At 47.0% G+C, this 12,640-nt stretch carries 12 protein-coding genes; all 12 read right to left on the reverse strand.

Annotated elements, in window-relative coordinates; translation table 11 throughout:
• Positions 1 to 11: 11 nt before the first annotated feature.
• The 12 genes from MUG84_RS06380 to MUG84_RS06435 all read right to left on the reverse strand — a co-directional run bounded on the left by MUG84_RS06380 (position 12) and on the right by MUG84_RS06435 (position 12,563).
• Entirely contained in the window at positions 12 to 440 is a 429-nt protein-coding gene (locus MUG84_RS06380) for an FtsB/FtsL family cell division protein (protein ID WP_244722004.1), read from the reverse strand.
• Between the two features lie 69 nt (positions 441 to 509).
• Complete coding sequence (gene rsmH, locus MUG84_RS06385) at positions 510 to 1,460, reverse strand: 16S rRNA (cytosine(1402)-N(4))-methyltransferase RsmH (RefSeq protein ID WP_244722007.1); 951 nt, start codon at positions 1,458 to 1,460, stop codon at positions 510 to 512.
• Positions 1,461 to 1,480: 20 nt separating this feature from the next.
• The gene (gene mraZ / locus MUG84_RS06390; protein ID WP_244722010.1) at positions 1,481 to 1,918 is read right to left on the reverse strand and encodes a division/cell wall cluster transcriptional repressor MraZ; all 438 of its coding nucleotides are present in this window, start codon (positions 1,916 to 1,918) and stop codon (positions 1,481 to 1,483) included.
• 217 nt (positions 1,919 to 2,135) lie between these two features.
• Complete coding sequence (locus MUG84_RS06395; RefSeq protein ID WP_244722013.1) at positions 2,136 to 3,407, reverse strand: adenosylhomocysteinase; 1,272 nt, start codon at positions 3,405 to 3,407, stop codon at positions 2,136 to 2,138.
• 26 nt (positions 3,408 to 3,433) lie between these two features.
• Positions 3,434 to 5,065, reverse strand: coding sequence for a bacillithiol biosynthesis cysteine-adding enzyme BshC (gene bshC, locus MUG84_RS06400; protein ID WP_244722015.1), 1,632 nt, complete (start codon positions 5,063 to 5,065; stop codon positions 3,434 to 3,436).
• 291 nt (positions 5,066 to 5,356) lie between these two features.
• Positions 5,357 to 6,286: an ABC transporter ATP-binding protein gene (locus MUG84_RS06405; RefSeq protein WP_244722018.1), complete on the reverse strand. Its 930-nt coding sequence runs from the start codon at positions 6,284 to 6,286 to the stop codon at positions 5,357 to 5,359.
• Complete coding sequence (locus tag MUG84_RS06410) at positions 6,283 to 7,278, reverse strand: ABC transporter ATP-binding protein (RefSeq protein WP_244722021.1); 996 nt, start codon at positions 7,276 to 7,278, stop codon at positions 6,283 to 6,285. The genes MUG84_RS06405 and MUG84_RS06410 overlap by 4 nt, the downstream gene beginning before the upstream one ends.
• 14 nt (positions 7,279 to 7,292) lie before the next feature.
• Positions 7,293 to 8,240: an ABC transporter permease gene (locus MUG84_RS06415; protein ID WP_244722024.1), complete on the reverse strand. Its 948-nt coding sequence runs from the start codon at positions 8,238 to 8,240 to the stop codon at positions 7,293 to 7,295.
• Positions 8,241 to 8,242: 2 nt separating this feature from the next.
• Complete coding sequence (locus MUG84_RS06420; RefSeq protein WP_244722027.1) at positions 8,243 to 9,175, reverse strand: ABC transporter permease; 933 nt, start codon at positions 9,173 to 9,175, stop codon at positions 8,243 to 8,245.
• Positions 9,176 to 9,379: 204 nt separating this feature from the next.
• Positions 9,380 to 11,041, reverse strand: a complete 1,662-nt coding sequence (locus MUG84_RS06425) for a peptide ABC transporter substrate-binding protein (RefSeq protein ID WP_244722030.1) — start codon at positions 11,039 to 11,041, stop codon at positions 9,380 to 9,382.
• Positions 11,042 to 11,187: 146 nt separating this feature from the next.
• A complete protein-coding gene (locus tag MUG84_RS06430) occupies positions 11,188 to 11,586 on the reverse strand; it encodes a DUF3397 domain-containing protein (protein WP_342346097.1) in 399 nt (132 codons plus the stop codon).
• A complete protein-coding gene (locus MUG84_RS06435) occupies positions 11,583 to 12,563 on the reverse strand; it encodes a ketopantoate reductase family protein (RefSeq protein WP_244722035.1) in 981 nt (326 codons plus the stop codon). Before MUG84_RS06435 ends, MUG84_RS06430 begins: the two co-directional genes overlap by 4 nt.
• Positions 12,564 to 12,640: the final 77 nt, after the last annotated feature.

Raw genomic sequence — 12,640 nt, forward strand, 5'->3', positions numbered from 1 at the left:
CCTCACAAGCTCTATTTTTTTGCCGTTTCCGATTCGGTGGTATTGTTCTCTGTATTTGCAGATATCTTAGAACGCTCCACATTGATGACCTGCTGATCGGTTGGTTCCTTGTATCCCAGCTGTATCGCTTTCTCACGGATGCCATTTTCAAGCTGCTGCTTCTGTAATTCAAGCCGGCTGATTTCCGACTTTGAAGTTTTGATATCTCTTGCGATCTTTTGTGTTTCCTTGTTCAGTCCGTAAATGTTCGCGTTCTGCCAGATGATCAGGCTCGCCACCATGACACATACCACAATAGTAAGCAGATACAGAAGCTTCTCTTTGATCGGAAGAGATGTACGGCGGGTAACCACCATCGTCTTCTCCCTATAACCGGGGGATGTGCGCTTTGCAGACTGTGATTGTTCCTTTACTGCCAAGTTACCACGGGTGTAGGCCATGTCTTCTTCCCCTTCATCGTAGTCTTACGCTTTTTCATAAGCATAGAATGATTTGTCATGTTTAGAAGTTTATAATTTCTCCGCCACTCTCAGCTTGGCTGACCTTGCACGCGGATTTTGTTCCAGTTCCACAACACTTGCAACGATCGGTTTTCGGTTCACCAGCTTGAGCTCGCCCTTCCCATCGCAAACACACATCGGAAAGTCAGGAGGACAGGTGCATTTCCCAACATAGCTGCTGAAAATCTGTTTGCAGATCCGGTCTTCAAGCGAATGGAAGGTAATGACTGAAACTCTTCCTCCTGGAGCCAGACAGCGGACAGCCTGATGAAGAGCCTCTTCAAAAGCACCTAATTCATCATTCACTGCGATACGCAGCGCCTGAAAGCTTCTTTTCGCCGGATGTCCGCCGGTTCTGCGAGCAGCTGCAGGTATACCTTCCTTAATAATATCGACAAGCTGTCCAGTCGTTTGAATAGGACTCTGTTCTCGATGTTCGATAATGAACTTGGCAATGCGGCGGGAGAACTTTTCCTCTCCGTATTGAAACAGAATTCGCGCAATCTCTTTTTCAGGCCATTCGTTTACGATATGCCATGCCGTCAAATCAGAGGATTGGTCCATACGCATGTCAAGCGGCGCATCATGGTTGTAGCTGAAACCCCGCTCCCCTTCATCAAACTGCGGAGACGAAACGCCAAGGTCAAACAAAATGCCGTCAACCTGTGGAACACCGTCTTTCATAGGAACAGCCAAATCTTTTAAGGTATCTTCCAAATGTCTAAAATTCGTCTTGACCAAGGAAACCTTGTCCTCAAAGGGAGCTAGTCTTTCCTTAGCGTTATTCAGCGCCCAGTCATCCTGGTCCAGCGCAATTAGCCTGCCATATTCTCCAAGCTTGGACGCAATCAGGGAGCTGTGCCCCGCCCCGCCAAGCGTACAGTCGACATAAATGCCGTCTCGTTTGATGTGCAGCCCTTCTGTCGCTTCTTCTTTAAGCACTGTGATGTGATGAAACAAGCTGCAGCCCTCCAGACTTATTACAATTCAAAATTAAAATCAACCAACTTTTCAGCAATTTCGTTAAACGCTCCCTCAGATTGCTGGAAATAGGTTTCCCAGGTATCCTTACTCCAAATCTCAACGCGGTTAGATACGCCCAGAACAACGCATTCTTTCTCGAGCTTCGCGTATTGACGGAGGTTCCCCGGTAAATTTACCCTTCCCTGTTTGTCCCACTCGCATTCCGTTGCACCCGAGAAAAAGAAGCGGGTAAACGCACGGGCGTCCGATTTCATGAGCGGTAACGATTTCAGCTTCTGCTCGAGGATGCTCCACTCATTCATCGGGTAAACGAAGAGACATTGGTCGAGGCCACGGGTGATCACAAAGGATGAGCCCAAAAGCTCCCGGAATTTGGCAGGAATGATCAAGCGGCCTTTATCATCGATGCTGTGTTGAAACTCCCCCATAAACATTCGGCCACTCAACTCCTTACCCTAAATCCCCACTTTGCACCACTTCTCACCACTTAAGGATACTAGATTCGCCATTCAAAATCAAAATCCTTCCTGAATTTTGTGTTTTTTTGGATAATCTATACAGCCTATTCTGGTATATGACAGCACGAAACCCCTTGATCCAAAAGGATTCAAGGGGTTTTTCGGAAATAAAATTAAGTCCAAAAATTACCTTCTATTCTTGAGTGGTCCAGCTGTCCAAATATTTAATCTGCTCGGGGGTCAGCGCATCGATTTGAATGCCCAGACTTTCCAGCTTATAGCGGGCTACCTGCTGATCAATTTCGAACGGTACGTTCAATACCTTGGCTTCAATCGATTGGTAGTTGTCATTCACGTACTTCAGCGACATCGCCTGCAGTGCGAACGTCATATCCATAATTTCAGCCGGATGTCCGTCGCCTGCACCGAGGTTGACCAGCCGTCCTTCCGCGAGAAGATACAACTTGCGTCCGTCCTGAAGCTGATACTCTTCAATGTTGCGGCGGACCGTGCGGATGGAGGATGCCCGCTTCGAAAGTTCGATTTTGTTGACCTCTACATCAAAATGTCCCGCGTTGCACAGAATCGCACCGTCTTTCATCACATCAAAGTGTTCACCGGTAATCACGGAATGGTTGCCTGTCACGGTCACGAAGAAATCTCCGTGTTTCGCAGCCTCGATCATCGGCATCACTTCAAAGCCGTCCATATGCGCTTCAACAGCGCGGATCGGATCGACTTCGGTCACGATGACCTTGGCTCCCAGTCCTTTTGCACGCATCGCTACACCTTTACCGCACCAGCCATAACCAACGACTACGGCGGTTTTGCCGGCTACGACCAGATTCGTTGTACGGTTCACAGCGTCCCAAACCGATTGACCCGTGCCGTAGCGGTTATCAAACAGGTATTTGCAGTATCCGTCATTAACAGCAACCATCGGCAGCTTGAGGAGGCCTTCCTTCTCCAAGGCCTTCAGGCGGATGATGCCCGTCGTTGTCTCTTCTGCTCCTCCGCGGATATTCTCAAGCAGATCCGGACGCTCCGAATGCAGGATGGTTACGAGGTCGCCACCGTCATCGATGATAAGGTCCGGTTTGGTTTCCAGCGCGCGGATCTGAAGCTCCTTGTACTCCTCCGGATCCGGGTTGTACTTGGCCAGCACGGTTACACCGTCCTCCACCAGCGCCGCGCACACATCATCCTGGGTTGAAAGTGGGTTGCTTCCTGTGATCGTTACTTCGGCTCCACCGGCCTGCACGACCTTGGCCAAATATGCCGTTTTCGCTTCCAAATGCAGTGCTATCGTAACTTTAAGGCCTTTGAACGGCTGTTCCGCCTCAAACTGTCTACGGATTTGATTCAGGACAGGCATATGCGCCTCCACCCAATCAATTTTCAAATGTCCTTCCGGGGCCAGCGCCATATCTTTAACGATGCTGTTTTCCAAAGACAACGTGGTCATAAAAAGCCTCCTTTTTCTTCGTCCGATTACATCTCAATGATCTGATGTTCCGCCGTGTAGCTGCTGCAGCTTCCGAGAATGTCCCGGATCCAGCCGAAGCTGTAACGGTTAATATAATAGAAAGTATTATAAACTCTTTCCTGAGGTTTGCCCATCGGAAACAACGATACATAGATTTGATCCCACTGACGCAGTGCCGCTTCATGCTGCTTTTCAAGCGCCTGCTTCGTTTTGCGTTCAAGATAAGATATTTGCTCGAGAATTTTGTCCTTGTTTTTCTCCCCCAGCGAGATCAAGCCGGGCTGGATGGTTCCAAGCTCACGGATTAATGGCTCATACAGCTTTTCCAAGGCGCTGCGCGTTTCTTCGAATTTCGGATCGATATGAAGGCCGGCCTCGGCGTTCAGCCAGCTCTGGCGCGCGTCCTCAAACCGGTGCTGCACATCCTGAAACGACAGTCCGAAATGAGCCATATACTTCCGCAGCGTTCCGCTGACCAGCGTAAAAGACATGCGCGGCAGCAAAATTGGCATTTTTAGGCCGAGTACAGGGAAGGCGTCCTTCGTAATCGCCCAGTAGGAGATTTCCCCCTGCCCCAGCACGGTACAGAGAACGGGAAGCAGTGATTCCTGCATTAGCGGACGCGTCAAAACGTTATTGCTGAACCGTTCCGGATGATCTTTCAGCTGGGTAAGGAGTTCTTCCTTAGTGAAGCTCACAATGCCTTTCCTGTCCGTAAAGCTTCCGTCCTGCTTCTGAAGCAGCAATCGGTTTCCTTCGTAAATATAGAAGAGATTGGCTCCATCAGACGTCACATCGGCTTGGAGCGGATATCCCTGACCCGTAATGCGGGCAGCAGCCCTTTGGTAGGTTTGCCCGAGCTCATCATTTTGGTTGATAATCCGTTCAAATACGGGGATCTCAAGCTTGCGTAGTAGTGGATCAGCCGAATCCAGAAGAATCAGTCCCATTTCGCCGAAAAGACGTCCGAGCAGCTTGGCAAATGCGTCGCTCAGATTGCCTGACTCTTCTGCGGCCTGATGGAGCATCTCCATAATCTCAGGCTTGTTCATACTATCCGGCAGCAGGCTGGCCAGGTGCTCAAGCGACTTGTTCCACTGCCCGGGAGTCAGATTAATGTGGCTTACTGAGTCTCTGGGTCCGGGAACAGAATCCATTTTTATTTTGGCTACCTGCAGGTCAGGAGTCATGACATAAGTATGGTTAACCTCATCCCAGTCATGATCCTCCCCGGCAATCCAGAACACAGGGACAACCGGCCGCTGCAGCTTTTCCTGCGCTTCCTTTGCGGCTAGAACGATGGTTAAAGCTTTATAGACAACAAGCAGCGAACCTGTAAACAGTCCGCTTTGCTGTCCGCCAACGACGGCAAGCGTACCAGTCTGCTCGAGTAAATCAAGCGAGTTATGTACCACTTTGTGGTCGTTATGCTTGTTATTATATTGTCTTAGACAATCTACCAGCGATTTTCTGTTAACACGGGTTTCTTCGGATTCGTCCAACCAAGCTGCACGACTGCTCCAGGACTCTTTCTGGCGAAAATCGTTGCCGTAAAGCTCCTGTACCTGCGAAAAATGGTTTATATAATTATCTGCAAGAGCGGAGCCGCTCTTCAGCGAATCTGAAACAACATTCATGAGGTCTGCCTCCTATTCTGTACCTGTTTATATCACATGCATTCGTATCAGGATTTTGCAAAAATCGTATGAAACACTCTACTCAGATTTTGCATCATTCCCACTTCGAAATCTTCCTTGATTGTAACTAAAGATGACTTTGCCGTCAAAGCAACACAGGGGGAAAAGCTATACCAGCTCTCAAATGCTTCAAAATCAGTTACAGTTTAATTATTATAACGCTTCACGTATCAGTATGCCATGCCTAAACGAAAAAAACCGCCGGATAAACCGGCGGTCACCTTTTCAGGCTTATGCGTATGGGGCAGCAACCCAATGACCTTTCGAAACTTCGACCAGTCTTGTGTCTTCCTGCACCAATCCTTTTCCATCTTTAGCCGAATGAATCGGACCAGACAGGTCATCATTCATGATGATCCGCTTTTTGTTCTCCTCAATTTCCGGATCCGGAATTGGGATTGCTGAAAGCAATGTCTTGGTGTACGGATGGATCGGATTGGCATAAAGCTCTTCACTTTCCGCGAGCTCTACCATTTTACCGAGGTACATGACAGCTACGCGGTCACTGATATGCTTGACCATGGACAGGTCATGAGCAATAAACAGATAAGTCAGTCCGAGACGATCCTGCAGTTCTTTCAGCAGGTTAACCACCTGAGCCTGAATGGACACGTCAAGCGCGGAAATCGGTTCGTCACAAATAATGAATTTAGGATTGACCGCAAGCGCACGCGCAATACCGATACGCTGACGTTGACCACCGGAAAACTCATGCGGATAACGTGTGGCATGATCGGGATTCAAACCAACCATATCCAGCAGCTCTTCAATCCGTTTCTTGCGTTCCTTGCGGCTTCCCGCAAGATTATGAATATCCAACGCCTCACCGATGATATCGGAAACGGTAAACCGCGGATTGAGCGATGCATACGGATCCTGGAAGATCATCTGCATATCGCGGCGCATAGCCTTCATTTTCTTGGGGGAGAGCTTGTAAATATCGGTTCCGTTAAAGCGGACACTACCTGCCGTAGGCTCGTACAGACGGAGAATGGTACGGCCTGCGGTAGATTTACCACAGCCGGATTCACCAACCATGCCCAGTGTCTCGCCTTCGCGAATGTAAAAATTGATATCGTCGACGGCTTTGACAATTTTGCCTCCGCCTACGTTAAAGTATTTTTTCAGACCTTCAACTTCAATCAAACGGTTCTCTTTCATGACGAATGAACCTCCTTCGCCATCTCATGCAGGCTCCAGCAGCGGGCCATATGGGTGTCGCTGAATTCCGTGGTGCCTGGATTGATGCGTTCGCAAACTTTCATCGCCTCATTGCAACGTGCACAGAATGCACAGCCGAGCGGCGGCTTAATCAGATCCGGTGGTGTACCAATGATCGGAATGAGCGGCTCATTCTTCTTCTGGTCCAGACGCGGCATGGAACGAAGCAGACCCTTGGTGTAAGGATGCTGTGGATTTTTGAAGATCTCCCATTTCGTTCCGGTCTCCACCACTTCACCCGCATACATGACGATGACGCGGTCACACATGCCAGCGACAACACCGAGGTCATGCGTAATCAGGATAATCGAGGTACCGAACTTTTTCTGCATATCCTTCATGACGTCCATAATCTGCGCCTGGATCGTCACGTCCAGCGCTGTCGTCGGTTCATCCGCAATCAGCAGGGCCGGGTTACATGCCAAAGCGATCGCAATCATAACCCGCTGGCGCATACCGCCGGAAAATTCATGCGGGTATTGTCCGAAGCGTTCTTCAGCGTTTTTAATGCCGACGAGCTTCAGCATCTCGATGCCACGCTCTTTCGCTTCAGTCTTCGACATCTTCTGGTGCTTCATCAGTACTTCCGTAATTTGTCTGCCTACTTTAATCGTAGGGTTGAGGGAAGTCATTGGATCCTGGAAGATCATGCCGATATCTTTACCGCGGATATGCTCCATCTCTTTATTTGATTTCTTCAGGATATCCTGACCCTGAAAAATAATTTCACCGCTTTTGATTTGAGAAGGTGGCGATGGAATGAGGCGCATAATCGTTTGCGCGGTAACACTCTTACCACTGCCGGATTCACCTACAATCGCAACCGTTTCCCCTTTACCTATTTCGAAGTTCATGCCGCGTACAGCTTTAACTTCTCCACCTTTTACTTTAAAGGATACTTGCAGGTCTTTTACTTGTAAAATCGGTTCCATGATCTCACCTCCTGTTATTTCAATTTCGGATCAAGTGCATCGCGAAGGCCATCGCCGAAAATATTAAATGCAAGCATTGTCAAGCTGATTAGAATAGCCGGGAAGAGCATCCGCCAAGGATAATACATCCAGCCGGTCAGCGCATCATTGATCATCGAACCAAGAGATGCAACCGGAGCTTGTACACCAAGACCCAGGAAGCTCAGGAAGGCTTCAGCGAAAATTGCGTTTGGCACAGACAATGTCAGCGTAACGATGATCGGACCTACTGCATTCGGAAGCAAATGCCGGAACAGCAAACGACCGGAGCCGGCACCCATGGAACGGGAAGCGAGTACATACTCCCTGTTTTTGAGCTGCATAATTTCGCCGCGAACAATCCATGACATGTTAATCCAACCGGTAATCGTCAGCGCGAGTATGATTGTGCCTACACTTGGTTTAAATACTACGAGCAGCAGAATCGTTACCAGCATATAAGGAATGGAGTATAAGATCTCTGAAAATTTATTCATGATAGCATCCACGCGTCCACCAAAGAAGCCCATGATACCGCCGTAGATTACACCGATCATAAGGTCAATAAGCGCCGCGGCCAAGCCGACGACTAGTGAGATTCGAGCACCCATCCAGGTACGTACGAACATATCGCGTCCCAGGTCATCCGTGCCGAACCAGTGTTCTTTGGAAGGCGGCTGGTTCGAGTTGAGCAAATCATTGGAATAGTAGTTGTACTTGGACATCATAGGTCCGAAAATTGCCATCAGAACGATAATTAAAAGTACGACCAGACTAGCCATGGCAAGCTTGTTTTTGCGCAGCCGCTGCCAAGCGTCTTTCCAAGCCGAAATACTTTCACGCTGAATGACTTCAGCCTCTTTTTCATCTACGCCTATTTTGCGGAAGTCTTCGGGCGTCAGCTCTACATTGGCGCTAGTCAAAGTTGTTTCATTAACTGCCATCGTTAGCCCTCCTTCCCGCCGGTTAATTTAATACGCGGATCAACCAGCATGTAAACAATATCTGTTATAAATCGTGCAGACATAAGCAGGACACCATAGAAAATAGTTACACCCATAATCATGGTGTAGTCACGGTTCGTGATACAATCAACGAACACTTTACCTATTCCGCCGATACCAAAGATCTGTTCGATAACGACAGAACCGGTAATGATATTTGCTGTCATTGGGCCAATATAGGTGACAACAGGTAAAATGCCGTTGCGGATAACGTGTCTGTACATAATCGTAAACCAGTTCAGACCTTTTGCTTTAGCCGTCTTGATGTAATCTGCATGTAGCACTTCAAGCATGCTGGAGCGCGTCAGACGCGCGATAAAGGCAATCGGCTGGGCAGACAGCGCCGCGACAGGAAGAACATAATCCAGAGGGCTATCAAAGCCCATAACATGAAACCATCCGAGCTTCTCAGCGAAGATAAACTGAATCAGAGAAGCGAGTACGAAGCTTGGAACTGCAATTCCCAGAACGGCAAGGACCATCGCCACGTTATCGATCAGCTTCCGGTGATAAAGGGCTGCGAGCATCCCTAGGAATATACCGACAATGACCGAAACCACGATCGCACACAATCCGAGCTTCAGCGAAGCTGAAAAGGTTTCTTTAATAATATCCGATACTTCCTGGTCTTGATGTTTCATCGATATACCGAAATCGCCAGTGGCAATATCACCCAGATATTTGAAATACTGCTGATATATCGGTTTATCGAGTCCATACTGCTCCATAAGACGGGCTTGTATTTCAGGCGGAACACTTTTCTCGGACATAAAAGGATCCCCAGGTATGACTTTCATCAGAAAGAATGTGGCCGATATCAAAATAAATAATGATACCAGCATGTAAAATAACTTGTTGGCTACATAACGAACCATGCCCGATTACCCTCCCCGCTAATAATTATCTACATTATTCGACATATTTTGATTTTAAGGAATAATGGGTAGTTTTGTCCAATCTATTTATTACTAATTAAAGAAATTTCTACCACAAGATTATAGGATGCAAAAAAAACGGGATATATATGGAATACCCACATATATATCCCGAATTTACTTATCCAAATCTACACTTACGAATTACTCGAAGTAAGCGCGTGTAAAGTCAACTCCACCTGCGTAATCTTTAACTACACCTTTCAGGTTTGGTTTTTGCAGTGACACGCTGGTGTAATAGTAAATCGGCATCAAAACTTGTTGATCCTTGACCAAAAGGGTTTCGGCCTTCGCGAAATCATCCATCCGCTTGTTGTTGTCAGCGGAAGTAAAAGCATCATTAACAAGAGCATCGTACTCTTTGTTTTTGAAACCTACGTCGTTATTGCCGCTCTTCGAAGTCCAAAGATCAAAGAAAGTCATCGGATCGTTGTAGTCTGGGTTCCAGCCTGCACGTGCGATTTGGTAGTTCAGGCTCTTACGGTTTTTGAGGAACACTCCCCATTCCTGATTTTCCGTTTGCACGTCAACGCCCAGGTTTTTCTTCCACATATCCGCTACAGCCAGAGCAATTTTCTTATGCTTCTCACTGGAGTTGTAGATCAATTTGACTGGTGGAAGAGTCGTGTATCCTTCTTCCTTCATACCTTCTTGAAGCAGTTTTTTCGCTTCATCCACGTTTTCTTGGAAGTAATCGTCCTTGTGCTCGGTACGGAATTCATCTTTGGCACCAGCGATTCCTGGTGGCACCATTCCAAATGCAGGTCGTTCTCCACCTTGTGTTACCTTGTCGACAATCTCTTGGCGGTTAATAGACATTGCAAAAGCTTTACGGATTTTTGCGTTATCAAACGGCTTGGCAGTTGTGTTAAATTGATAGTAGTAAATGCTGCCGACTGGGTTCATTGTAAGCTCGTCCGGCATTTCTTTCTTAATGGCTGGTATTTGGTCGGTAGGAATCTCACCGTTAGGCATACCTGCGTAATCCAATTGTCCGCTTCTGTAGCTGGACAGCTCGGTAGCGCCACTGTTGGACAGAGACATTGAAATTTTGTTCAACTTGATGTCTTTGTTATCCCAATAGTTTGGATTTTTGTCGACTTCAATTTTTTGGCCTGTTGTCCAGGTTGTCATCGTGAATGGTCCGTTTGTGATCATGGTTTTAGGATCAGCAGCCCATTTTGGATTGTCCTTCACGGATTGGTGAACCGGATAGAACGTGTAGAACGAAGTCAGACCCAAGAAATATGGAGTCGGATTATTCAGTGTTACTTCAAGTGTGTAGTCATCCGTTGCTTTGACGCCCACTTGAGAGAAATCCGTGGTTTTTTTGGTGTTATAATCTTCGGCACCTTTAATGTAATATAATTGGTACGCGTAAGGTGGGGCTGGCACTGTATTCGGGTCAAGAACCCGTTGCCATGCAAAGACGAAATCTTTCGCCGTTACAGGATCACCATTGCTCCATTTTGCATCTTTGCGGAGGTGGAAAACATACTTCAGTCCATCAGAAGAAATATCCCATTTTTCTGCAACACCAGGAACTGGTTGACTGTTTTCATCCAAGCGGACCAGACCTTCATACATCATGTTCAATACCGTATGAGCCTGACTGTCTTGCGCTAGCGCCGGGTCAAATGTTGGCGGTTCAGCGCTGAGGTTAATGTGAAGTACTTGATCTTTGGCAGCGGCAGTGTTTTGTTTCGAGCCGTTGCCTCCATCCGACTTGGAGCCGCAGCCCGCAAGAACGGTTCCCACTACAAGCAGCATCGTTAGTAGGGTTAATAGTGATTTCCTCTTTCTCATGCTGTAATCCCCCTAAGGTTATTTAGATATACGGTTTTAATGATTATACAACCAGTGGTTAAAAAAATCTACACCTAAAATCATTAAAAAACCCGACACAAACCAAACTCTGTTTACTCTTTCTGATATGTATGATGTATAAATAATTAAGACATTGTTATGAATATGTATTTAATCAAACCAATAAATGTAAAAAGTAGGTAACTGAAGCTCATGATGACAAATGACATTCTCCAAATTAATTTTGCTATTTTCTGGATATCTATACTACCTCTGAGACGATTTTGTGCGCTTCCGATCAGGCCGATCGCGATAAGCAGAAGCAGCAAAATCAAGTAAAATCCAAACCTCGAATCAAAAGTTAGATTAAATAATGCTGAAACCGAAATGATCAGAAACAGCGTGGTAACATCCATGGCAAGTTTCAGTGCTGCTTTCTTGTTATGTTTCCACCAATAATGGATAAAATATACGACCAAAAAGGGAAAAAATGGCAGGATGCTTAGGAAGATAAATGAATTTTTCAAGAAATCCAAATGATTCACTCCTCTCTTATCGTCAAGCCTTTGATGATACCGGTCACCATTTCATGGGCTGCCGCGCGAATTCCCGCCTTCCCGGCTAGTGCCACAATGCTGCCGTTAATCCAATCTACCTCTGTAGCCGCCCCATCCTGCACATCCTTTCGCATGGACGACGTATTTCCGGCAGTTGCAGCACACACCTCTACAATCTGCTCCCATATGTCTTCATCACAAGAAATGCCGCAAGCTTCATAGACAACTAATGCCTCATCGAGCAGCATCCTCATCATCTGCATTCGTTTGTCAGAGGCAAGCAGTTCCCCGTTCGATATATCCCACAGCGCAGTGAGCGGGTTGATGACGGCATTGATTAACAGCTTCCGGTATATTCTGCTATCGATGTCATTCGATAAAACAGCCGAAAATCCTGCTTTTTGCAGCATTTTGACCAAATGATCGGGATTTACTGCAATTTCTCTTCCAATATTACTCTGTTCTGTAACCCCAATCCATGTCGTACCCATGCCTGCATGCAATACTTCGTGAAGTGCGGTCCGTTTCGCTCCTTCTGTCGTGACAGCTGCATATAACGGCCAGCCTGGAAGGATCCTTTCGATCCGTTCCATGTGCCCATAGCCATTTTGAAAGCCAACCACTCCAGGGCGACGGTCTTGCGCAAGCTTGTCCTGTTCAAGAAGTCCTGCGGACATCTGGCATACGGCTTCGGTATCCTTTTGCTTAGTCATCAGGAAAATCCATTGACCGGGCTCTTGTTTCCAGTAAGACGCAAATTCCTCAATCACTCCTGCGGTGAAAGCTTCTGGCTTCGCCAATGCTTCTGCAGCACCATATGTATTTTGAATCAATATTCCTTTCATTTGCAGCTGCTCTACCTGCTCAGCGCTTCTGCACCACAAACGCACCTTCACACCTGCAGCCGCGAGTTTTCCTCCATATAAAAGGCCGAGCGAGCCGCCGCCAATCAAATCAATAATCATCGTTTTCACCTGTCTTTTGTCTGTGCTTGCCATTCTAAAAATATTATATAGCATATTCATGCCCGAATACGAAAAAA

The sequence above is a fragment of the Paenibacillus mangrovi genome (assembly GCF_022898935.1).
GTDB classification, from domain to species: Bacteria; Bacillota; Bacilli; order Paenibacillales; family Paenibacillaceae; genus Paenibacillus_AQ; species Paenibacillus_AQ mangrovi.

Excerpts from the sequence above, each read along its gene's own strand:
- bshC (WP_244722015.1), bottom strand. The coding sequence starts at position 5,065 with ATGAATGTTGTTTCAGATTCGCTGAAGAGCGGCTCCGCTCTTGCAGAT.
- MUG84_RS06425 (WP_244722030.1), bottom strand. The coding sequence starts at position 11,041 with ATGAGAAAGAGGAAATCACTATTAACCCTACTAACGATGCTGCTTGTA.
- MUG84_RS06380 (WP_244722004.1), bottom strand. The coding sequence starts at position 440 with ATGGCCTACACCCGTGGTAACTTGGCAGTAAAGGAACAATCACAGTCT.
- MUG84_RS06420 (WP_244722027.1), bottom strand. The coding sequence starts at position 9,175 with ATGGTTCGTTATGTAGCCAACAAGTTATTTTACATGCTGGTATCATTA.
- MUG84_RS06405 (WP_244722018.1), bottom strand. The coding sequence starts at position 6,286 with ATGAAAGAGAACCGTTTGATTGAAGTTGAAGGTCTGAAAAAATACTTT.
- MUG84_RS06410 (WP_244722021.1), bottom strand. The coding sequence starts at position 7,278 with ATGGAACCGATTTTACAAGTAAAAGACCTGCAAGTATCCTTTAAAGTA.
- MUG84_RS06395 (WP_244722013.1), bottom strand. The coding sequence starts at position 3,407 with ATGACCACGTTGTCTTTGGAAAACAGCATCGTTAAAGATATGGCGCTG.
- MUG84_RS06435 (WP_244722035.1), bottom strand. The coding sequence starts at position 12,563 with ATGATTATTGATTTGATTGGCGGCGGCTCGCTCGGCCTTTTATATGGA.
- mraZ (WP_244722010.1), bottom strand. The coding sequence starts at position 1,918 with ATGTTTATGGGGGAGTTTCAACACAGCATCGATGATAAAGGCCGCTTG.
- MUG84_RS06415 (WP_244722024.1), bottom strand. The coding sequence starts at position 8,240 with ATGGCAGTTAATGAAACAACTTTGACTAGCGCCAATGTAGAGCTGACG.